This window comes from Halopseudomonas sp. L-58 (genome assembly GCF_056859475.1).
Map to the genome: position 1 here is coordinate 31428 of NZ_JBSXON010000029.1, position 21731 is coordinate 53158.

At 60.2% G+C, this 21731-nt stretch carries 22 protein-coding genes and 1 tRNA gene; 8 read left to right on the forward strand and 15 right to left on the reverse strand.

Features of this window, described 5'->3' with window-relative positions; genetic code table 11:
- Nucleotides 1-40: 40 nt before the first annotated feature.
- Genes AC13EY_RS01980 through AC13EY_RS01990 form a run of 3 tightly spaced genes read left to right on the forward strand, consistent with a single transcriptional unit; the run spans nt 41 to nt 3705 of the window.
- Complete coding sequence (locus AC13EY_RS01980) at nt 41-2410, forward strand: heavy metal translocating P-type ATPase (protein ID WP_482876263.1); 2370 nt, start codon at nt 41-43, stop codon at nt 2408-2410.
- A complete protein-coding gene (cueR, locus tag AC13EY_RS01985) occupies nt 2407-2796 on the forward strand; it encodes a Cu(I)-responsive transcriptional regulator (protein WP_088276676.1) in 390 nt (129 codons plus the stop codon). Before AC13EY_RS01980 ends, cueR begins: the two co-directional genes overlap by 4 nt.
- 21 nt (nt 2797-2817) lie before the next feature.
- A complete protein-coding gene (locus tag AC13EY_RS01990) occupies nt 2818-3705 on the forward strand; it encodes a LysR family transcriptional regulator (RefSeq protein ID WP_233049317.1) in 888 nt (295 codons plus the stop codon).
- Here the strand turns inward: AC13EY_RS01990 and flgL are convergent.
- From flgL to AC13EY_RS02055, 13 genes are all read right to left on the reverse strand, one after another.
- Nucleotides 3689-4951 carry a flagellar hook-associated protein FlgL gene (gene flgL, locus AC13EY_RS01995; protein ID WP_482876264.1) on the reverse strand — a complete coding sequence of 421 codons (1263 nt, stop codon included), beginning with the start codon at nt 4949-4951 and terminating at the stop codon, nt 3689-3691. The two genes, AC13EY_RS01990 and flgL, sit on opposite strands and share 17 nt — an antisense overlap.
- 13 nt (nt 4952-4964) lie before the next feature.
- The gene (gene flgK, locus AC13EY_RS02000) at nt 4965-6938 is read right to left on the reverse strand and encodes a flagellar hook-associated protein FlgK (RefSeq protein ID WP_335599578.1); all 1974 of its coding nucleotides are present in this window, start codon (nt 6936-6938) and stop codon (nt 4965-4967) included.
- Between the two features lie 2 nt (nt 6939-6940).
- On the reverse strand, nt 6941-8011 hold the full coding sequence (gene flgJ / locus AC13EY_RS02005; RefSeq protein WP_482876265.1) for a flagellar assembly peptidoglycan hydrolase FlgJ: 1071 nt from the start codon (nt 8009-8011) through the stop codon (nt 6941-6943).
- A 14-nt stretch (nt 8012-8025) separates the two neighbouring features.
- On the reverse strand, nt 8026-9126 hold the full coding sequence (locus AC13EY_RS02010; RefSeq protein WP_088276686.1) for a flagellar basal body P-ring protein FlgI: 1101 nt from the start codon (nt 9124-9126) through the stop codon (nt 8026-8028).
- 13 nt (nt 9127-9139) lie between these two features.
- On the reverse strand, nt 9140-9817 hold the full coding sequence (gene flgH / locus AC13EY_RS02015; protein WP_228247269.1) for a flagellar basal body L-ring protein FlgH: 678 nt from the start codon (nt 9815-9817) through the stop codon (nt 9140-9142).
- Nucleotides 9818-9832: 15 nt separating this feature from the next.
- Nucleotides 9833-10618, reverse strand: a complete 786-nt coding sequence (gene flgG, locus AC13EY_RS02020) for a flagellar basal-body rod protein FlgG (protein WP_088276690.1) — start codon at nt 10616-10618, stop codon at nt 9833-9835.
- 42 nt (nt 10619-10660) lie between these two features.
- Nucleotides 10661-11401 carry a flagellar basal-body rod protein FlgF gene (gene flgF, locus AC13EY_RS02025; RefSeq protein ID WP_228247270.1) on the reverse strand — a complete coding sequence of 247 codons (741 nt, stop codon included), beginning with the start codon at nt 11399-11401 and terminating at the stop codon, nt 10661-10663.
- A 213-nt stretch (nt 11402-11614) separates the two neighbouring features.
- A complete protein-coding gene (locus AC13EY_RS02030; RefSeq protein WP_088276694.1) occupies nt 11615-13012 on the reverse strand; it encodes a flagellar hook protein FlgE in 1398 nt (465 codons plus the stop codon).
- A gap of 35 nt (nt 13013-13047) precedes the next feature.
- Nucleotides 13048-13728: a flagellar hook assembly protein FlgD gene (flgD, locus tag AC13EY_RS02035; RefSeq protein WP_228247271.1), complete on the reverse strand. Its 681-nt coding sequence runs from the start codon at nt 13726-13728 to the stop codon at nt 13048-13050.
- A 17-nt stretch (nt 13729-13745) separates the two neighbouring features.
- Nucleotides 13746-14186: a flagellar basal body rod protein FlgC gene (gene flgC / locus AC13EY_RS02040; RefSeq protein ID WP_088276698.1), complete on the reverse strand. Its 441-nt coding sequence runs from the start codon at nt 14184-14186 to the stop codon at nt 13746-13748.
- A 2-nt stretch (nt 14187-14188) separates the two neighbouring features.
- Nucleotides 14189-14605 (reverse strand): flagellar basal body rod protein FlgB, encoded by a 417-nt coding sequence (gene flgB / locus AC13EY_RS02045; RefSeq protein WP_228247272.1) that lies wholly within the window; start codon nt 14603-14605, stop codon nt 14189-14191.
- 250 nt (nt 14606-14855) lie between these two features.
- A complete protein-coding gene (locus AC13EY_RS02050) occupies nt 14856-15683 on the reverse strand; it encodes a CheR family methyltransferase (RefSeq protein WP_228247273.1) in 828 nt (275 codons plus the stop codon).
- Nucleotides 15684-15716: 33 nt separating this feature from the next.
- A complete protein-coding gene (locus AC13EY_RS02055) occupies nt 15717-16664 on the reverse strand; it encodes a chemotaxis protein CheV (protein WP_482876266.1) in 948 nt (315 codons plus the stop codon).
- 221 nt (nt 16665-16885) lie between these two features.
- On the opposite strand from AC13EY_RS02055, the gene flgA reads away from it, so the two are divergent.
- From flgA to AC13EY_RS02075, 4 genes are all read left to right on the forward strand, one after another.
- Nucleotides 16886-17482 carry a flagellar basal body P-ring formation chaperone FlgA gene (gene flgA, locus AC13EY_RS02060; protein WP_269687709.1) on the forward strand — a complete coding sequence of 199 codons (597 nt, stop codon included), beginning with the start codon at nt 16886-16888 and terminating at the stop codon, nt 17480-17482.
- A 141-nt stretch (nt 17483-17623) separates the two neighbouring features.
- Nucleotides 17624-17950, forward strand: a complete 327-nt coding sequence (gene flgM, locus AC13EY_RS02065) for a flagellar biosynthesis anti-sigma factor FlgM (RefSeq protein ID WP_482876267.1) — start codon at nt 17624-17626, stop codon at nt 17948-17950.
- A gap of 80 nt (nt 17951-18030) precedes the next feature.
- Nucleotides 18031-18489, forward strand: a complete 459-nt coding sequence (locus AC13EY_RS02070) for a flagella synthesis protein FlgN (protein WP_482876269.1) — start codon at nt 18031-18033, stop codon at nt 18487-18489.
- Nucleotides 18490-18609: 120 nt separating this feature from the next.
- On the forward strand, nt 18610-19311 hold the full coding sequence (locus tag AC13EY_RS02075; protein ID WP_285677954.1) for a flagellar brake protein: 702 nt from the start codon (nt 18610-18612) through the stop codon (nt 19309-19311).
- Here the strand turns inward: AC13EY_RS02075 and AC13EY_RS02080 are convergent.
- Together AC13EY_RS02080 and AC13EY_RS02085 are read right to left on the reverse strand one after the other, a co-directional pair.
- Entirely contained in the window at nt 19308-20639 is a 1332-nt protein-coding gene (locus AC13EY_RS02080) for an MFS transporter (protein ID WP_482876271.1), read from the reverse strand. The two genes, AC13EY_RS02075 and AC13EY_RS02080, sit on opposite strands and share 4 nt — an antisense overlap.
- 143 nt (nt 20640-20782) lie before the next feature.
- Nucleotides 20783-20855, reverse strand: a tRNA-Ser gene (locus AC13EY_RS02085).
- A gap of 147 nt (nt 20856-21002) precedes the next feature.
- Here AC13EY_RS02085 and AC13EY_RS02090 point away from each other — a divergent pair.
- Complete coding sequence (locus AC13EY_RS02090; protein WP_482876273.1) at nt 21003-21638, forward strand: Arm DNA-binding domain-containing protein; 636 nt, start codon at nt 21003-21005, stop codon at nt 21636-21638.
- Nucleotides 21639-21731 lie beyond the last annotated feature (93 nt).

A 21731-nucleotide genomic window follows, 5' to 3' on the forward strand; every position in this document is an offset into this window, starting at 1 on the left:
GTTCAAGCTGACCGCATACAAACCGTAATGGAGTCACCCCATGACTGAATTCACGCTCCACATCAGCGGCATGCATTGCGCAAGCTGCGTGGGCAAGGTCGAGGCCGCTCTTGCCAATGTTGACGGCGTTGATCAGGTCGCCGTCAACCTTGCCGCCGAAACGGCGCGCATCAGCCTGGATGCGCCTGCCACCCTGACCGACGCCGAGAAGGCGCTGAGTCAGGCCGGCTACCCGGCGCGGACCCAGGAAGCCCAGCTGCAACTGGAGGGACTGACCTGTGCCGGCTGCGTGCGCCGCGCCGAGCAGGCCCTTCAGGCGGTTGAAGGCGTGCTCTCGGCCCAGGTCAATCTTGCCAGTCAGCAGGCCCGAGTAACCCTGCTGGACGGCACCGACAGCGACGAGATCCTGCGCGTCTTGCGCAAGGCAGGCTATCCCGGGCAGTGGCTGGATGACGCGCGACCCGCCGCCGACAGCGGCCCGAATCTGCCCAGCGAGCGCCGCTGGCTGATTGGCGCTGCGCTGCTGACCGCGCCCATGCTGCTGGCCATGATCCCAGCCCTGCTTGGCGCCGGTCACTGGATGCTGCCCGGCTGGTTGCAGCTGATTCTTGCCAGCCTGGTGCAGTTTGTCTTTGGCGCCCGCTTCTATCAGGGCGCCTGGCATGCGCTGCGCAATCGCACGGCCAATATGGACCTGCTGGTCGTGCTCGGCACCAGCGCCGGCTGGCTGCTCAGCAGCTGGAACCTGTTCGCCAGCGGCGGCCACTCGCCTCACCTCTACTACGAAGCCTCGGCGACCATCGTCACCTTCATCCTGCTCGGGCGCTATCTGGAAACCCGCGCCAAGGGGCAGACGCTGGAGGCGATCCGCGCCCTGACCTCACTGCGCCCGGATGTGGCGCGGCTGCGCGATGCCGATGGCGAGCGTGAAGTGCCGTTGAGCCAGATCATTCCGGGTGACCAACTGGTCGTCCGGGCCGGTGAGCGCATCCCCGTCGATGCAGAGGTAATCGAGGGCAGCAGCCACGTTGACGAATCCATGCTGACCGGTGAAAGCCTGCCCGTCGACCGCAGCCCCGGCGATGCGGTACGCGCCGGCAGCCTGAATCAGGACGGGCTGCTGGTGATTCGTACTAAAGCAGTCGGCAAGGACACCCTGCTCGCGCAGATCGTGCGCATGGTTGAAAGTGCGCAAAGCTCCAAGGCCCCGATCCAGCGCCTGGTAGACCGGGTCGCCGCCGTATTTGTACCAGTCGTGATCATCATTGCCCTGCTGACCTGGGGCATCGGCAGCCTGCTGATCGGCCCGCAGGCCGCGCTGCTCAATGCCATCGCCGTACTGGTCATTGCCTGCCCCTGTGCACTGGGCCTGGCTACGCCCACGGCGATCATGGTCGGTACCGGGGTAGCCGCGCGGCACGGCATCCTGATCCGCGACGCCGAAGCGCTCGAACGAGCTCGCCAGGTTACTGCCGTGGTATTCGACAAGACCGGCACCCTGACCCGCGGCAAACCCAGACTGACCCACATTGAAGCTGTGGACGGAGCCAGTGCCGATCAGGTACTGCGCGCAGCACTGGCGATTCAGCAACAGGCTGAACATCCGCTGGCCCGAGCGGTCTGTGACTACGCCACCGAACATGGCGTGAGCACCGAGGCCGCACAGGACCTGCAGGTGCTGGCCGGACGCGGCGCCCGCGGCGAGGTTGACGGCCTGACCACCTGGCTGGGTAATGCGCGCCTGATGGAGGAACAGGGGCTGGATCTGTCAGCCTACATGGATAAGGCGCAGGCTCTGCAGGCAGACGGTGCCAGCCTGTCCTGGCTGGCTCAGGGGGACCGAGTGCTGGGCATGCTGACTTTCGCCGACAGCCTCAAGGACAACGCAGCAGAGACCGTCGCCCGGCTCCAGCGCCAGGGCATCGAGACCCTGCTGATCAGTGGCGACAGCCAGAATGCTGCCGAGCACATCGGCCGTCAGCTGGGCATTGATCAGACCCGCGGCAATGTGCTGCCGGCCGACAAGGTCGGTGAAATCGAGCGCCTGCAACAGCAGGGCAGGATCGTCGCCATGATCGGTGACGGCATCAATGATGCCCCTGCACTGACCCGTGCCGATGTGGGTATGGCCATGTCCACTGGCACCGACGTGGCCATGCACAGCGCCGGCATTACCCTGATGCGCGGCGATCCGGCGCTGGTACCGATGGCGCTGGCGCTGTCACGCCGGACCGGCGCCAAGATTCGCCAGAATCTGTTCTGGGCCTTCGTCTACAACTGCCTGGGCATTCCGCTGGCAGCGGTGGGTCTGCTGAATCCGATGATTGCCGGTGCGATGATGGCCGCCAGCAGCGTCTGTGTGGTCAGCAATGCGCTGCTACTGAAGCGCTGGAAGCCGGAGGACGCATGAATATCAGCCAGGCCGCCGAGGCCTGCGGGCTCAGCCCGCGGATGATTCGGCATTACGAGAAAATCGGACTGCTGCCTGCACCGCCGCGCAGCGAAGGCGGCTATCGCCAATACAGCCAGCGCGACCTGCACACGCTGGGTTTTATTCAGCGCGCGCGCCGGCTGGGCTTCAGCATGGAGCAGATCGGCCATCTGCTTACTCTGTGGCAGGACCGTTCGCGCTCCAGCGCCGAGGTCAAGGCACTGACCGCCGCACACCTGCGGGAGCTGGAAGAGAAGATACGGGATCTGCAGGCCATGCATGATACCTTGGCCGAGCTGGCAGACTGCTGCAGTGGCGATGACCGCCCGGATTGCCCCATCATTCGCTCGCTGGCCGATGATTGAGCCGAACACCAAGGAGCCGCCATGGAGCTGAAATCGCTGCGTCACTTTGTGGCCCTGGTCGAATATCAGGGTTTTGCCCGCGCCGGTGAGGCCATCGGCCTGAGCCAGCCGGCGCTGAGCCGCAGCATTCAGAACCTGGAACTGCGCCTGGGCTGCACGCTGGTCAGCCGCTCTGGCAAGGGCGTCGAGCTGACCCCGCAGGGCGAGCTGGTGCTAGAACATGCCCGTCGACTGATCGCCGGCAGCACCGCGATGCGCAATGCCCTGCGTCAGTTCAACGATCTCGAAGCCGGCGAGCTGCTGGTAGGCGGTGGCCCCTTCCCTGCCGCAGGCCTGCTGCCGCGGGTGCTGGGCGAGTTCAATCGACGCTATCCCGGCGTCAAGGTACGCCTTGAGGTTCAGCACTGGGTCGCACTGCGCAAACAGTTGCTGAACGAGGAGCTGGAGCTGTTCGTTGCCGACATTCGCGAACTGCAGGATGACCCGCTACTGCAGGTAACCCCGCTGCAGCAACAGCCCAGTCGCCTGTTCTGCCGGGCCGGACATCCACTGGCTGGACGCAGCGACCTCAGCCCGGCACTGCTTGCGCAGTATCCGCTGGCCTGCTTCCGGGTACCCGACATCATTCTGCAGGACCTGCGCCGCACCCTGCCCCGTGAGGATCCGCAGATCAGCCTGGAATGCGACAACCTTGATGTGCTCAAACGCATGGTGCAGCATTGCGATGCGCTGAGTATCGGCAGCCTGGACATCCTGCAGGATGAACTGGCAGCCGGCACCCTCACCCTGCTGGACTGGCCCGACCTGATGCCAGGCACCAGCTTCGGACTGGTGACCCGTGCCCACGGGCCACTGTCACCGGCGGCCGACGCCTTTATCGAGCTGCTGAAGGCTAGCGCAGCAGATTGAACAGGCTCAGGCTGCTGACCTTCACAAAGCTCTGCTGTGAGGCCTCAAGCACCACCGATTGCAAACTCAGACGACTCAGAGCCTCGGCATAATCCAGATCTTCCAGCTGCGAGGTCACCGTGGTGTTGATCAGTGCCACTTCCTCGTTTTCGGTCTGGGTCGATTCGATTACGTTCATGCGCGCACCAATGGTGGTTTGCACGCTCAGCACGTTGTTCATCGCGTTGTCGAGGTTATCCAGACTGACCGCAATCACATCGCGCAGCTGCAACTTGTCGTCGGTGGTCGCGGTGCCGTTCTCCAGGGTCTGGCGCAGCAATGAGACGGTTTCCAGAACACCGCGGGTCTCCCGATTGGTGCTGGTTGCAGTGCTGTCACCGGTGCTGATGGCGAAGCTGTCACCGGGCTGCAGATCGCCGTCGAGCTTCACCGAGACACCCGCATAACGGATGTTGTAACTGCCGTCGTCTTCCAGCTCCAGGGCGCCCGTCACCGGCGGCACCAGCGGCAGGCCTCCGCTGTCGACAATCTCGTAGGTGTCGCCAGCCGCGCCAATCACAATGCCGACGCTGCCCTGCGGATAGAAAGTGCTGTCGTACTCGGTCTTGTTCTCTACCGTACCCAGTGAGATGCGCGCGGTGCCGGTATTGGTTGCCGCGGCCTCGGTATTGACCCGATTGACGTTGGCGATGTTGACGAACAGATCCTTGCCGTTGTCGTTGATTGGCACGGTCTTGGACCCGGCGATCTGCACCGAGCGCTGGCCCTCATCGCCCTGGTAGGTGTAGGTGCCGTCGGGATTTTTGACAAACGGTGCTTCGCTGCTCTGAAAGCCGCCAAACAGGTACTCGCCACGGGCATTGCGGGTATTGAACAGATTGAACAGTTCCTGCTCGCGCTGCTCCAGCTCGGTTGCCAGCGCCTTGCGGTCATCGTCGTTGCGCGAGCCGTTACCCGCTTCGATGGCAATCTCGCGCACGCGCTGCAGGGCGTTGTTGACCGAGTTGAGGATACTCTCCTCCTGGGTCAGGCTGTTGTTCGCCGCCGTCATGTTGGTGCTGTATTGCTCCAGGCGGTTGGACTCCTGGTTCAGTTGCAGCAGCCGAACGGTCGCTACCGGGTCGTCCGCCGGCGTCAGCAGGCGCTTGCCGGAACTGATCTGTTCCTGGGTACGCGTAACGCTGCTGTAATTGTCAGAGATACCACGCACGCCGCTGTTAAACTGCTGAATGGTTGAGATGCGCATGTGAGGCTACCCGTTATCTGATACTGCTGATCAAGGTGTCAAAAATCGTGCGTGCAACCTGAATGACCTGTGCCGAGGCATTGTAGTACTGCTCGAACTTGATCAGGTTGGCCGCTTCCTCATCCAGGTTGACCGCCGACACCGAGTCACGGTTGTTGGTGGCCTGCACCAGCACAGCCTGACTGGATTCGGCATCCGTACGCGCCTGTGCGGTGAAGGTAGCCACCCGCTGGACCAGGTCGCCATAGCCGTCAACAAAGGAAAACCCCTCGGCGCCGTTGGCCTGGCCGAGCACCTTGGCGCTCTGCAGCTCGGACATCACCAGCGCATTGCGATTATCCGCCACCCCGGTATTGAAGTTCAGGCTGAAGCTGTCGCCATCCTTCGGCGTACCGGTGAGGCTCATACTGAAGGTATAGGCGCCTACCGTCACTTCAACACTGTTGGTCTGACCGGGCGTGATCACCAGCGGCGACGGATTGAGCGTCGCCGTACCACTGCTCACCTGCAGCTCACCGCTGGCCGCATCATAGCCGAGCTCGATCGGCAGCAAGCCCTGCAGCGTAGCCGGATCAATCGGCGCCGGGCCGTCGATCAGGGTGGGCTGACTCATGGTGCCGGTACCGCGGTTATCCAGATTGGTGTCCACCACGGCAGGCGCGGCAAACGCCAGCTCCTGCGGCTGATCCATCACCACTTCCATGCCGGCGGCGGCAAAGCGGGTGGGTGTCAGCAGGAAGCGGTCGCCGGCGGCGATACCGCCACCACCCAGCTCGATGGTAAAGCCGTCCAGCTCAGGTGGCGGGACACTGGTCAAATCAAACGGGCCGACCACACTGTCGTCAGAGGTCCGGCGTACCGTGAACTGGGTTGAACTGGTAAATACAACGTCATACTCGGAGGTACTCAGCTGCGAGGTGTCGCTGATGCGCACGCTCAGTTTGGCATCCGGGTCGCTGTTGGTGGCACGGGCATAGCTGCGCCCATCGACCAAATCCGGGCTGTTGACGTCATTGAACAGGGCGGCACCGGCATTGCCGTTGAGATCCAGGCCCTGCCCCTGCTGACTGTTGAATTCACTGCTGATCGACAGCGCCAGCCGGCCGATGGCATTCAGCGCGGGGTCCAGCACATCGTTGCGGTACTTGAGCAAGCCACCCAGCTCGCCACCGCTGACCAGACTGGTAATGTCCTGGACCGAGTTGCCACTTTTGAGTACTACCTCAACCCTGCCGGGATCGGCACTGCCGCTGCGCACGGCCAGGGTGGATGCTTCCTTGCCGACAACCAGCGGCTGACCTGACCCGACAAAGATATTCAGGGTATTGTCGTCCTGCTGCACCACGGAAATACCGATCAGCTCGCTGAGCTGGCGCACCGCCTCGTCACGGGCGTCAAGCAGGTCATTGGGCTGGGCACCGTTGGCCGAGGCAATGGCAATGCTGTCGTTGTACTGGGCGATCGAGGTCGCCAGGCGACTGGTCTGATCCGCCAGCGTGGTCATCTGCTGGCTGATGAACTGGTTCTGGCTGTTCAGGCTGCTGTGGACGGTATTAAAGCGCGACGCCAGACCCTCTGCCTCGGACAGAACGAGCTGGCGCGCCGGCAAGTTGGCCGGATCTTCAATCGCAGTCTGCAGGGCATCGAAATAGCTTTGCAGACCAGGGGTAATACCGGTCGCGCTGCTTGAAACCAGGGTATTGAGCTGCTCAAGCTGGGACTGGAACGCCTGTACCTCGGAGTTGGTCGAGGTGGAGGTACGCACCTGATTGGTCAGAAACTGGTTATAGATGCGCGAGACATCGACCACCTTGGTGCCGTTGCCGATATAGCCGGCACCGGTATAACTGGGTACCTGGGTGGCCTGCAGCGCCGACTGGCGGGAATAGCCGGGCGTGTTGACGTTGGTAATGTTTTGACCGGTCACCGCCAGCTGGGTCTGGGAGGCTCTGAGGCCCGTCAGTCCGATACCGAAAAGATCTGCCATGATCAGGCCCTGCTGCTGGAGTCAGTGGATGGGGTGCTGGCAGCAACGCGCTCATCGCTGTTGCTGATCAGTTGGCGCGCAATCTGCGACACCTTGCGCGCGTACTGCGGGTCGGTGGCATATCCGGCATTCTGCAGCTCACGGAAGAAGGTGTCGGGATTTGCAGTGCTGCTCAGCGCCTTGCTGTAGCGACCATTACTTTCGAGGAAGCTGACATAGTCCTCGAAGCTCTGCTCCCAGGACGCGTAGCTGCGAAAATCTGCCCGCTCCCGGGTGCGCACGCCATCACGGTATTCAGTCGTTGCCACATTGGCGCTGTCGCCCTGCCAGCCGCCATGGGCCTTGATACCGAACAGGTTATGACTGGAGCTGCCATCGGACTGACGAATGACCGATTTTCCCCAGCCGGTTTCCAGCGCCGCCTGGGCAACCAGGTAGTGCGGGTCGACCCCAAGACGCGCCGCGGCTTTCTCCGCCATCGGCAGCATGGTCTCGACAAATTCCTGACTGTTGGCGAAGCGAGTGCGCTGGGCAGCTTCAGGGCTGACTGCCGCCATCGTCGAGCGGCCGTTACGCAGCGCCTCGATGCCGCGCAGCGGTTGCCAGCTGTCACTCTCGCGGCTGGTCGGGCGCTGCGTCTGCTCGGCCTGGGCCAGACGATCTGCCCAGGCGCTGTAGTCCGCCGACACCTGCAGGCGACGACGCGCCAGCAACGCGGACTGGTCGACCCCGGGTGCGGCGCCCTGCTCACGCTCCGAGCCGGCAGCAGACTGTGGCGACAGCTGGCGCACCAGCGCATCGGTGAGGCCCAGACCGCGCCCTTCCGACAGATGCACCGATAGCTGGCTGTCGTACATTTCCTGATAGAACTTGGTCTGCGGGGTATTGAGCGGATTGCCCTCGGCAAACGCCGCGTTGGCGTCACGCATGCTCTTGATCATCATGTTGGTGAACAGCGATTCAAACTGCTGCGCCACCTTGCGCACATTCTCCGGGCTGTTGGCATTGGCACCGGATTTCAGCTGGTTGACGGTATTGATGTCGGTGTAGCTGATATTGCTGCTGACGTTCATGAGCCTGCCTCCCGTCAGATGATGACCAGATCGGCGTTCAACGCGCCGGCCTGCTTCAGGGCTTCGAGAATGGCCATCAGGTCACCGGGGGCAGCCCCGACCTGATTGACCGCACGCACGATTTCATCCAGCGACACACCCGGGCGGAAGACGAACATGCGGCTGTCGCCCTCCTCGATATTGATCTGCGAGCTGGGCGCGACCACGGTCTGACCGCCGGACAGAATGCCGTCCGGCTGACTGACCTGCGGGTTCTCGCTGATGGTCACGGTCAGGCCGCCATGGGTGACGGCAGCCGGCTGCACCCGCACATCCTGGCCGATAACAATGGTGCCGGTGCGCGAGTTGATGATGACCTTGGCCGCCGCGTTGCCCTGCTCCACGGTCAGGTTCTCGACCATGGAGATGTAATCAACGCGCTGATTGGGGTCGATCGGTGCGCGAACCCGCACTGAACCGCCGTCCAGCGCCTGCGCGACATCGGGGCCAAAGGTTTCATTGATGCGATCGACAATGCGCTTGGCCGTGGTGAAGTCTGGGCGGTGCAAGTTAAACGTCAGATGGTCGCCGGAGGTAAACGGGCTGGCCACAGCACGCTCAACGGTTGCGCCGTTGGGAATGCGGCCCGCGCTGGGAATATTGACGGTAATACGCGACCCGTCTGCACCCTCGGCACCAAAGCCGCCGACGACCAGATTGCCCTGGGCAATGGCGTAAACCTGACCGTCGATCCCCTTCAGCGGAGTCATCAGCAGGGAACCGCCGCGCAGACTCTTGGCGTTGCCCAGCGAGGAGACGGTGACGTCAATGGTCTGGCCCGGACGAGAAAACGGCGGCAGATCAGCATGAATCGCTACGGCTGCGACGTTTTTCATTTGAATACGCGTGCCTGGCGGCACGGTAATACCAAACTGGCTGAGCATGTTCTGGAAGGTCTGCACGGTAAACGGGGTCTGGCTGGTCTGGTCACCCGAGCCATCCAGACCGACCACCAGACCATAGCCGATCAACTGGTTGCTGCGCACACCGGCAATGCTGGCGATGTCCTTGAGACGATCGGCCAGCGACAGCGGGCTGACGAGCAGCAAAACAAGACCGAAAATCAGGCTGCGCATGACAATGCTCCTGTCAGAACGGCCACAGCGGGCTGAGGAAGAACTGGCTCAGCCAGCCCGGGCGATTTGCATCGGCAAAGGCACCCTTGCCGGAGTAGGTAATGCGTGCATCCGCCACGCGGGTGGAGAGCACGGTGTTGTCGGGGCCCACATCGTCTGCGCGCACCAGGCCGCTGATGCGGATCAGCTCGTCGCCCTGATTGAGGGTGATCCACTTTTCGCCGCGAACCGCCAGAATGCCATTGGGCAGCACCTCGGCAACGGTAACGGTAATCGAGCCGGACAGGCTGTTGCTCTGGTTGGCGTCCGAGCTCCCTTCAAAGGCACGTTGACCCGACATGTTCACGCCCAGATCCAGGCCTTTGAAACCGACCGCATTGCCCAGCAGGGTCGGGTTGGCAATCGTGGTCGAACTGGACTTGTCGATTTCGCTTTCAGCCGATTTCTGCGCCGCGGTCCGTTCGGTCAGGGTGATGGTAATGATGTCGCCGACCCGGTGCGCCTTGCGGTCGTTATACAGACTCATCTCGAAACCGGGCTGATAGATCGCCCCGTTGTTGAGCTCCTGCGGCAACGGCGTGCGCGGCAGCACCGGGGCATAGGCCGGATCGTCACGCATCGGCGGCGCCTGCATGCAACCAATCAGGCTGAGCGGCACCAACAGCATCAAGAACTTAGCCAAACGGATCATGATTACCAGCTCCCGTCAGAGATTCTGACTGATGTACTGCAGCATCTGATCTGCGGTGGAAATGACCTTGGAATTCATTTCGTAAGCGCGCTGGGTAGTGATCATGTTGACCAACTCCTCCACCACGCTGACGTTGGAGTTCTCCAGGGTGTTCTGCAACACGGTGCCCAGACCGTTCTGACCGGGGTTGCCGGTCTGCGGTGCGCCACTGGAGGCGGTCTCCAGGAACAGGTTGTTGCCAATGGCTTGCAGGCCGGCCGGATTGATGAAATCGGCGGTCTGAACATTGCCAATCTGCTGTGATCCGGCGTTACCAAAGGTAGTGATGCTCACCGTGCCGTCTTCACCTACGGTAAAGGTCTGCACGTCATCCGGCAGGACGATCCCCGGCTCCAGCGGGAAGCCGTTGGAAGTCACGATCTGACCGTCCGCATCCAGGTGGAAGCTGCCGTCACGGGTATAGCCGATGCTGCCGTCGGGCATCAGAATCTGGAAGAAACCGCGACCGTTGATAGCCATGTCCAGCGGCTGCTCGGTGGTCTGCAGCGTACCCTCGGTGAAGATCTTCTGGGTGCCCACCACCCGCACACCGGTACCCAGCTGCAAGCCGGATGGCAGCTGGGTATCCTGGGTGCTCTGGCCACCGGGCTGGCGCTTTATCTGATAAAGCAGATCCTCGAACTCGGCCCGGTCGCGCTTGAAGCCGGTGGTCGATACGTTGGCCAGGTTGTTGGAAATGGTCGACAACATGGTGTCCTGTGCGGACAGACCGGTCTTGCTGACCCAAAGTGCGTGGAGCATCACCTTTCTCCTCGCGTGTCAGTTAGTTGACACGCCGTTGCATTAACTCATCTGCAGAATGCGATCGGTCGCCTGCGCGTTCTCTTCCGCTGTCCGCATCATCTTGATGTGCAGCTCAAACTGGCGCGCCAGCGACAGCATGGCGGTCATCTCTTCGACCGCATTGACGTTGCTGCCTTCCAGGAAGCCGGTAGCCACCTGAACCACGCCATCGGCCACCTGAGGCTGGCCGTCTTTGGTTCGCATCAGACCATCAGCGCCCTTCTCCAGCGTCGCCGGATCGGGGTTGACCAGCTTCAGACGATCCACTTCCGCCATGACCGCCGGGCCTTCACCCAGAGCTCGGATGCTGATGGTGCCGTCCGACCCGATCTCGACCTTCTGCGCCGGGGGAATGGCAATCGGACCGCCGTTGCCCAGCACCGGCAGACCACTGCTGGTGCGCAGCACACCGAAGGCGTCAATATTCAGGCTGCCCGCCCGGGTATAGGCTTCGGTGCCGTCAGCTGCCTGCACGGCAATCCAGCCTTCGCCCTGCACGGCCACATCAAGCTCGCGCCCGGTTTCCTGCATCACCCCTGCCGACATGTCGGTACCGGGGCGTTCGGTCATGGCATAGGCGCGCGTGGCGTAGCCATCGCCAAATACCGGCATTGACCGGGCCTGCTCAAAGTCACGGCGAAAGCCGGTGGTGGTCAGGTTGGCCAGATTGTTCGCGTGCGCACGCTGCGCCATCGCGTTCTGGCTTGCCCCTGTCATGGAGATGTACAACGATTTGTCCATGCCCTTCTCCGCTTACGTGTGGGCGACAAGTAATTGCCGCTTTTACTCACTTACAAGGGATAAAGCAGGGATCATGCCAAGATTTAAAAATCAGGATTTATCGTTATTTTTCAAAAAGATAGAAAAACATAAAACAAAAAAGCGGCAATACCGGCAGATCCTTTTGCCGGTATTGCCGCTGTCATTCCGACGCCGCCACTGGCGGCTGAAGCGTTAACGCAGGTTGATGATGGTCTGGGTTACCGCATCCTCGGTCTGAATGGTCTTGGCGTTGGCCTGGTAGTTGCGCTGGGCAACAATCAGGTTGATCAGTTGCTCGGAGATATCCACGTTGGAGTCCTCCAGCGCGCCCGACTGAATGCTGCCAAGGGTGCCAGTGGTCGGCGCACCCACAACCGGGTCACCCGACGAGAAAGACTGCGCCCACGCGGTGCTGCCAAGCGGCGTCAGACCTTGCTGGTTGGCAAAGGTAGCCAGTACCACTTGCCCCTGCACCCGAGTCTGACCGTTGGTATAACGGGCGACCAGCAGACCAGTGTCGTCAATTTCCAGCCCGGCCAGTTCACCGGTGGTGAAGCCGTCCTGGCTCACTGCGGTTACCGCAAAGCTGGAGGCGTACTGGGTAGAGCCCGTCAGGTTAATGGTCAGGTCATCGACCGGCGAAGTAGCACCAGTGGGCTGCCCCTCACTGTCAAGCGGAACCCAGCCGGCGATGGTATAGGGCTGATTGGTAGTCAATTCGCCGACACTGTTGAAGTCGACATCAAATCGAGTGGTTGCCAGCGGGTCGAATGCCGGATCGGACGCCTCGACACCGGACTGGACATCACGCCCGTCGATCAGTACGTACATATCCCAGCTGTTGGCGTCGTTCTTGACGAAGTATTTGGTCATCACATGCGAATTGCCGAGGCTGTCGTAGATGTTGACCGAAGTAGAGCTGTTGTAGGTCGCCGAGTTGGTCGGATCGAAGGTGCTGCGCGCAGCATCCAGGGCCGCTGCCTCAGCGGTAGCGATCTCTGCCGGCGTCGGGTTGGCCGGATCAGCCGCGGTCGCGATCGACGCAGCGTAGGCGGCATCGTATTGCTGAACGTAGACCTCAGGACGGGTTTGCGTCGAATTCAGGTTCAGCGTAGTGACAACAGCACTGGTCTCGTTCGGATCTGCCGAGCGGGTATCGACCCGCAGATTGGTCTGCACGCCTTGGTTGATCTGCCCCGTCACTGCGTTGACACCGAACCCCTGTAGGTTCTCGCCGTTGTTGTTGACGATAAAGCCGTTGGCATCGGTACCGAAGTAGCCGGCACGGGTGTAGCTGAGCGCACCGTTGTTGCTGGTCACAAAGAAGCCGTTGCCGTTGATCGCCAGATCCAGACTGTTTTCGGTGAAGCTGATGTTGCCCTGGTTGAACAGCTGAGCCGCGTTGGCCAGCGCTACACCACTGCCGGTGGCATAGCTGCCTGAACCGAGTACCGATGCAGCATAGACATCCGCGAACTCGGCACGCGAACTCTTGAAACCGACGGTACCGGCGTTGGCAATGTTGTTACCGGTAATGTTCAGATCGGAGGCCGCCGCCCGGATACCACTCAAGCCAATGTTGAAAGACATGGTTCTATCTCCTCGCCTACTTTCGTTCGGACGACTTATTGAATTGCGTACACATTGGACAGGCTGATACTGCCCAGCCCGGCCACATTAAGAAGCATCTCGCCACCGCTACCCGCCCCCAGCGAAACGCTGTCCACATTGGCCGGCAGCAGTGTCGCCATCTGCGTATTGGTACCGTTGATGGTGGCCATCGCCTCGAAGGTGTAAACACCCGGCTCCATCAGGTTGCCGGCACCGTCGGTGCCGTCCCAGGTAAAGTCGTGCATCCCGGCTTCCAGTGCGCCCAGATTCACGGTATCCACGAGGCTGCCGGATTCGTCATAGACCTTGACGAACACGTTGCTGCTGCTGGAGCTCAACGCCAGCTGCCCTTCCAGACCGGCAGAAGTGTCCACTACCGCCTGGTCAGTCGGCACGATCACCGTCCGCCCGACCATCGACGAGGCCTGCAACGCCTGCGAAGACTGGTAACCACTCAGCAGCGACTCCATCGAGCCATTGAGGTTATCGATCCCCTCGACCGTACTGAACTGCGCCAACTGGGCAATAAACTCGCCATTTTCCTGGGGTGAAAGCGGATCCTGGTTGTTCATCTGCGCCACCAGCAGTTGAAGAAACTGATCCTTGCCCAGCTCGTTGCCGGTCGCGAAGCGGTCTGAATCGAGCTGGTACTGATCCAGCGCCGACGCACCTGATGAAACATTACTGATGCTCATGGTCTACTTATCTCCGTTCACTGACCCAGCGTCAGAACGCGCTGCAGCATGGTCTTGGCGGTATTCATGACCTCCACGTTGGTCTGGTAGGACCGTGAGGCAGACATCATGTTGGCCATTTCCTCCACTACATTCACATTCGGGTAATACACATAGCCGTCTTCATTGGCCATCGGATGATCCGGCTCATAACGCGGCTCAAGACTGGCATCGGATTCGACGATGCCAAGCACCGCCACACCGTCACCGGCCTGCTGATCCGGACTGAACAACGAACCACCGGTCGCCTGCTGACTGTTGAAAATGGTGGCAAATACCGGGTTTCTGGCCCGGTAGGTTTGATCAATGCTGCTGGAGACGGTATCGGCGTTGGCGATGTTGCTTGCGACCGTGTTCAGCCGCAGCGACTGGGCGCTCATGCCGGAACCGGCGATATCGAACACTTTATCGAGCGACATGATCAGTCTCCTCTGATGGCTGACATCAGCCCCTTGAACTTGCTGTTGAGAAAGGTAAAGCTGGCCTGAAAGTCGATGGCGTTCTGGGCATAGGCCGCCTTCTCGACTTCGGAGTCGACGGTATTGCCGTCAACCGACGGCTGCAGCTGATTGCGATAGCGCAGACCCGCCACCTGATCAACCAGGCTTTCCAGCGCCATGTGCCCGGCATTGGTCCGCTCAACCGCCATACTTTGGCCGTCGCCAGGTACACCGGCGCCCTGCTGGGCAGCCAGGACAGCATTGAAGTCCAGGTCCCGCGCCTTGTAGTTGGGGGTCTCGGCGTTGGCGATGTTGTTCGCCAGCACCTCGGCACGCTGGGAGCGAAACTTCAGTGCCTGCTCATGTAGCCCGAGGGCGTTATCGAAACTGATGCTCATTGCCACCTTCCTCGTTTCGGTCCGTCGACCAAAAAACGTCACTGCAAACAGCTAAGCAATCAGCGTGCCAAATATTAAGTTCTTTTTATTTCAGCAACTTAGGCATAGGGCGCCAGAAAAGCGGCAATGATTTACCGGCAAGCGGCAAGACAAACCGGTTTTCGGAAGGCTGGCGGCAAGAGAAAAGCCGGCAGAAATATGCCGGCTTGGGAGGATGCTGCGCACGGGCGTCGCACTGGAGAAGACGCCCTCAACGGGCCTTGTAAACAATCCCCGGGCTGCACTGAACCATCTGGTACAGCTCCGGCAGTCCGTTCAGCGCCTCGGAGGCCCCGAGCATGAGATATCCGCCCGGCTTAAGTGTTGCGTGAATTCGTCGCAGAATGTCTTTCTTGACATCGGCAGAGAAATAGATGAGCACGTTGCGGCAATAGACAAGGTCAAACTTGCCCAGCATCGAGTAGCTGTCCAGCAGGTTCAGCGCACGGAACTCGACGCGATTGCGAATGGCAGGCTTGATCGCCCAGCGCCCCGGACCGAGCTGATCGAAATAGCGGGCCAGGCGATCCTGCGACAGGCCGCGCGCAACAGACAGGCTGTCGTACTCGGCCTTTTTGGCGGCATTGAGAATGCCGCCGGAGAGATCGGTTGCCACGATCTGGGCACCACCACGCAGTTGGCCCAGATTACTGCGCTCGAACTCGTCGATTGCCATGCTCAACGAGTAGGGCTCCTGACCCGAGGAGCAGGCTGCGGACCAGATACGCAGACGCTGGCCTGGCGAGCTCTTGATGAACTCCGGAATCAGCCGGGTTTTCAACACTTCGAACGGATAGACATCACGAAACCAGAGGGTTTCGTTGGTGGTCATGGCATCGATAACCGCTTCGCGAAGACCGCCGCGCGGCTGGGCCTGGATGCGCTTGACCAGCTCGCCGAGGTTGGCAATGCCCTCCTGCTCAAGCAGCCGATTAAGCCTGCTGGACACCAGGTACTGCTTGTTGTCACCCAGCACGATACCGCAGGCCTTCTCCAGAAAGTCCCGGAACAGCTGAAAATCCTGATTTGCCAAAGTCACGAAGCCTGCCTTGTCTCAGTTAAAACCATCTTGCTAGGCCTGACCATCAGCGTCACCGCGCAACGAACGCAAGCGCTCGATCACCCGCTGCGCCAGATCATCCGGCTTGAATTTGGCAAGGAAATCGTCCGCACCGACCTTTTTGACCATCGCCTGGTTAAACACCCCCGACAACGACGTATGCAGCATGATATGCAGCTTGTTCATGCGCGAATCGTTACGCACTTCAGCGGTCAGAGTGTAGCCATCCATCTCCGGCATCTCGATATCAGAGATCATCATCAGCAGAGACTGACTGACATCCTCACCCTGATCAGCCCTCGCCTTCAGCCAATCCAGTGCCTGGCGACCATCATTCAGCGCTACGATCTCGACACCGATTTCCTGCAGGCAACGCGCCACCTGTTTACGCGCAATCGATGAGTCGTCCACGATCAGAACCGTCCGGGCTCCTGCATCGGCCTGGGACTCCGCATCAATGACACCATCGGAAATCTTCTCGTTGGTGGGTACCACCTCTGCCAGCACCTTCTCCACATCGATAATCTCGACCATCTGATTATCAACCCGGGTGACTGCTGTCAGATAGTGCTCCCGACCGGTACCCTTTGGCGGCGGATGAATCTCGGACCAGTTCATGTTGACGATGCGCTCAACCGAACGCACCAGAAAGCCCTGCACCTTGTAGTTGTATTCGGTAATGATCACGAATGCTGTATCAAGGTTGTCCAGCCCGGGGCCGCCGGTGGCGCGATTGAGGTCAAGGATCGGCAGAGTGCCGCCACGGATGTGAGCTACGCCGCGAACGACTGGATGCAGCTTGGGCATCGCCGTCAGTCGAGGGCATTGCAGCACTTCCTTGACCTTGAAAACGTTGATGCCATACAGCTGATTGCCGGCCAGCCTGAACAGCAGCAGTTCGAGTCGGTTCTGGCCAACCAGCTGGGTTCGCTGATTGACTGAATCCATCACACCAGCCATGGACTGCTCCTCATGTTTGCATCGGGTGAAACGGCATGTTTCGTGCAGGCCCATCAGCAGACGACGTTAATCTGACGGACATCACCCAACTGTTTGTAGGTAATTGTATGCGTTTTATCACCGGGTGCGCGGTATTGGCGATATTTTTTTCCGCCCCCACACAGGCAAACCCGCTCATTGACCAACTTATCGGCGTGACCAGCCAATATCTTGAGCAGCAAGTGAGCGATTATGCGCAGACCCTGGGCGGCGACCCGCGCCATGAGGTTCGCATCAACAGGCTCGATCAGCGCCTGCGCCTGCCGATATGCGCCGAGGACGCCCTTTCGGCTCGTCTGGAGAGCCCGGACATCCCGATCGGCCGGGTCACCGTCAGGGTAACCTGTGACGGCCCTTCCCCCTGGCGGCTGTTTGTGCAGGCTCAGGTCAGCCTCTACCAGCAGGTAGTGGTAAGCAGCCGCCCGTTATCACGGGGCGGCGTCATCGGTGCGCAGGACATTCGCCTGGCCGAGCGTGATACCGGCCTGCTGAACAGCAATTACCTGCTCGACCCGGCCCAGGCTATAGGCATGCAGCTCAAGCGCAACGTCAGCGCCGATACCGTCCTGAGTCATACCCAGCTGGAGCAGAATCGGCTGATACAGCGTGGCGACAAGGTAGTCATCAGCGCCGGCAACAGCAGTGTCAACGTTCGGATGCCTGGAGAGGCGCTGGAAGATGGTACACTCGGCGCCCAGATTCGCGTGCGTAACACGCGCTCCAACCGGGTCATAAGAGCCCGGGTAACCGGCCCTGGACAGGTAGAAGCAGGAATGTGATCATGCGCGGCAACAGCTTTTTCCGCTTGCCGAGCGCTGCCTCTCACGCCGTGACGGTCTTCACACTATTTTTTCCTAAAGTTTTCCTTCCGGCTGCCGTTACAGCGGCTAGAGAAGATTTTACAGTTTGAGGAATTCATCATGGTCATCGACTTCAACTCGCCCAACGGCCCGAATGGCGCCGGTCGCAGCAGCCAGGCTGGCGGTGCGGCAGGCAAGCGTGAAGCAAGCTCGGTCAGCGAGTCTGGCACTCAGGCTGCGGCTAGCCAGGCCAAGTCGACAGAGAGCACGTCATCAGTCAACCTGAGCGCTCAAGCCCAGCAACTGCAGGCCATCGAAGAGAAGCTGCGCGAGCTGCCCGAAGTGGATAACGAGCGTATCAGCCAGATCCGGCAAGCCATTGCCGATGGCAGCTACAAGGCTGACAGCAGCCGAATTGCAGACAGACTGCTGAATCTGGAAAGCTGATAGCCAGTAGTCAGATATCGACACTGGCTGTACTCTTCGACTAACCCCGCCAAGGGGCAGCCTCAGTCAGGAGATAAGCCATGCACCTACTGCAAGAACGCTTCGAGTCGGCGGAACAGGACTGCCAGCGCTATCTGGACCTGCTTGAACAGGAACGCGACGCCCTGACCCGGCAGGACATGGCCATGCTCGAACCCCTGCTAGCCCAGAAGCGCAGCCTTGCAGACGCACTGGTTGTTCACGACCAGGCAATCAGGCACTACTGTCAGACCCACAACATTTCGCAAGATCAATTGGCCGCCCACATCGAGCAGGCGGGCGACCCCCAGCTCCAGCAGGGCTACCAGCAGTTCCTTGAGGCGCTGGCCAATTGCAAGCAGGCCAATGATCGCAACGCCCGCCTTGTTCACCACAGCCAGCACAGCACTCGCACCATGCTTGATCTGCTGCGCAATCAGGGCGAACCGGGTAGCGGCATCTATGATCAACTCGGCAATCGCAGCCGCTCCGGCATTACTCGAAACCTGAGCAAGGCCTGATCACGAATATCATTGCCGCCAACCTCGCGGTATAGTTGCGCCTGCTGTTACGAATCATAACGAGAAGCCGACGTGTCCAACCTGTTTTCACAAGAAACCGGCCCCCAGCCGCCCAGAGAGGTGCGCGCCCCCGTTGAGATAATTTCTCTGCTACGTACCCTGATGCAGGCTCGAGACGCGCTGACCATCAGCTTCACCGACCGGGCGCAAAAATTTCAAAGTTTCATCGTCAACGTCGATGCCGACAAGGGAACGATGTGGATTGACGAAATGATCCCCCGCGAGGGCGACCGCTACGCCAGTCAGGGCGAATCCTTCAGGATTGATGCCTGGCATGAAGGCATACACATGCGCTGGAGCTGCCCGGGCGCCAGTAAGGTCATGCTTGACGACGCTCCTGCTTACGCCTTTGCGCTGCCGGACGAGCTGATCTATCACCAGAAACGCGGCGCCTTCCGTGCCAGCGTGCGGCGTACTGCCGATATTGCCGTTGAAATAGCCGCTCCCGACCGGGATCGGCGCTTCACAAGCTACCTGATGGACCTGTCTGCCACCGGCTGCAAGGTGCGCCTGGAGGGCGACCGGAGCAAATCACTGAAGCCAGGAGAAGAGTACAGCAGCAGCGTGCTCCATCTGCCTGACGTCGGTCGTGTCAGCGTCACCGTTGAAGTTCGCCACGTCGTATTCCGAGAGGAAGCCAACGAAACCCACGCAGGCCTGATGTTCAAGCTGCAATCCGCGCAGGCCCAGCGCAGCATCGACCGCTTCGTCAACTATCTTCAGCGCGAAGCGCGGCGTCTCGAGAAGGAAGACCTGTTCTAGCCAGGTCGATGATCATCCTGATCAGCGTCGAGCCCGGAGTCTGCTGCCGCAGACTCCTCAACCACCACCTCGTCCTGCATCTGCTCGATTACCGCACTCTCCTCCACCCGGGGATCAATTGCGGCTGACAATGGGGAGCTGGCAAGGTTGCCGGCCGCCGGCATGAACTGCAGCGGCGCGGCCTCCACGAGATGATCGCCGGTGACTGCGGCAGACCGCACCCTGAAGACCAGAATGGCACTGCAGGCAGCCATAAATACGTAAAGCATACCGGGGCCCAGCCACTTCATAAGCCCTGAACTGACCAGCGGCCCCACGCTCGCACCCAGACCAAAGGTCACCAGCAACATCGCCGACAGCGGCACCCGATCATCCGGCTCAACATGGTCATTGGCCAGCGCCACAGCCATGGGATACAGGGTGAACACCATCAGGCCGAATATCGCCGTCATGAAAATCAGACCGCCGGCCGGCATCAGACCAATCGCCATGACCACCGACACTGCGGTCAGCACCATCGCACTCACCTGAATCAACTGGCTGCGATCAATCCGATCGGACAGCCAGCCGGCAGGCCATTGCGCCGCCAGCCCGGCACAAATGGTCACCGCCATGAACATACCAATTTCCGATGTCGGCAGCCCCATAGACTTGGCGTATACAGGCGCCATACCGTAAAACGCCCCCATCATCAGCCCCGCGACACCGATAGTGGTCAGCGCCTGAGGAATACGCTGCAGAAACAACCTCGCCTTCAACGGCGCAGGGCGCAGCGGTGCAGGGTGGATCTGCCGGGTGGTAGCGACAGGCACCAGGCAGAGCGAAAAGCACATGGCGACATACAGCAGATGATCCAGCGAAAGCTCCGGCTTGATAGCGAAAACCACTTGCCCCAGCACCAGACCAAGGTAAGTCACCACCATATAGCTGGCGAATACCATGCCCCGCTGATGCGACTCGGACTGCTCGTTCAGCCAGCTTTCCAAAACCATGAACTGGCACATCATGGCCATGCCCACTAGCACCCGCAGCCCAAGCCACACAATCACATTGTCAAACAGCGCGTGGCACAGTACCGACGCCGTCACCAGCCCGGCACCGGCAACAAAGGCGCGAATATGACCAACCCGGGCGATTAGACGGTGACCAACCGAAGCCCCCATCACCAGGCCGCCGTAATAGCCCGTCATCAACAAACCGATCCACAGTTCGCTGACGCCATTGGCTGCCAGCGTCAGGCCCAGATAGGTACTCAGCAAACCGCTGCCAAGCAGCGTCAGCAAAGTGGCGAAATACAGTGAAGAAAAGGCGGTCAGTGCGCGAGGCATGCAGGCTCCCGTTACAATCCCTGGAGATAACTAGCCGGCAACAATGCCAGCTAAACGCAGAATAGTCGACCCACCGGCAAAGGCAGGGTTCCCGAGCCGCCGGATCGCGGACCGGGCCAGGCAGCAATCAGGGGAAAGGAAGATGGTGCGCGAGCCCGGATTCGAACCGGGGACCTACCGCTTAGGAGGCGGTTTCAAGGCTATTTCACGGCGCGCCATAAAAATTCTTTTTCATTTAAAATCAATAAATTACAAAACCACAACGCATCATAAAATATCATGACCGTTCAGGGTATCGCTCAGATTTCGGGTATTAAAACGTGTATCATTTTTAGGCTCATCTTCAGCCTCCAGAGAACGTAAATGGCCAAGGCACTGAATAACCAAGACCTGATCCGCAAGCTAAAGCCGAATCCTTTACAGCCGTTCTACCGACGAGCCGTACACAGCCATGTTGGATCAGGACTATACGTCAAGGTTACAGCTGCTGCCGGGCGCAAGTATGTTGCCCGCTACACCATCAAAGGTAAACCTGTCGACGTGACACTCGGTAACGCGATGTCCATGACATTGCAGGAGGCAAAAGACAAACATTTGGAGGGTTACAACCTCGCTGCCGAGGGGCTAGACCCGCGCCTCGCCTGGAAAGCACGAGTCAAGTCCAACGAGCAAGCAACGACGATGCAGTCCCTTTTTGATGAATGGCTGCAATTTTACAGCACCACACCCAGCCAACGATCAAAACGGATTCCGGCCAAAAAAACGGTCCGAGAACATCAGGCCCGCTGGAACCGATATTGTAATGCCGACCTAGGGCCGCTGCTCGTGCGCGACGTCAACCGCCAGATCCTCGTACCATTTCTTAGAAAACTAGCAACAACGGTCCCGGTTGAAGCCAGGCACCAACTCAATGTCCTGCGCGCAATGCTCGGCTATGCGGAAGACTGCCAGCCCCCCGCTGTCAGAATAGTTGGAACCTCTACAGATGTTAGAGTTTGAATCTCCAACCTGGGGCAGAGAGAAGGTTCCCATGAAGTATTCCCCCGAGCGGCGCGAAGCCATCTTGGCCAAGCTGGAAGCGCCGTATAACCG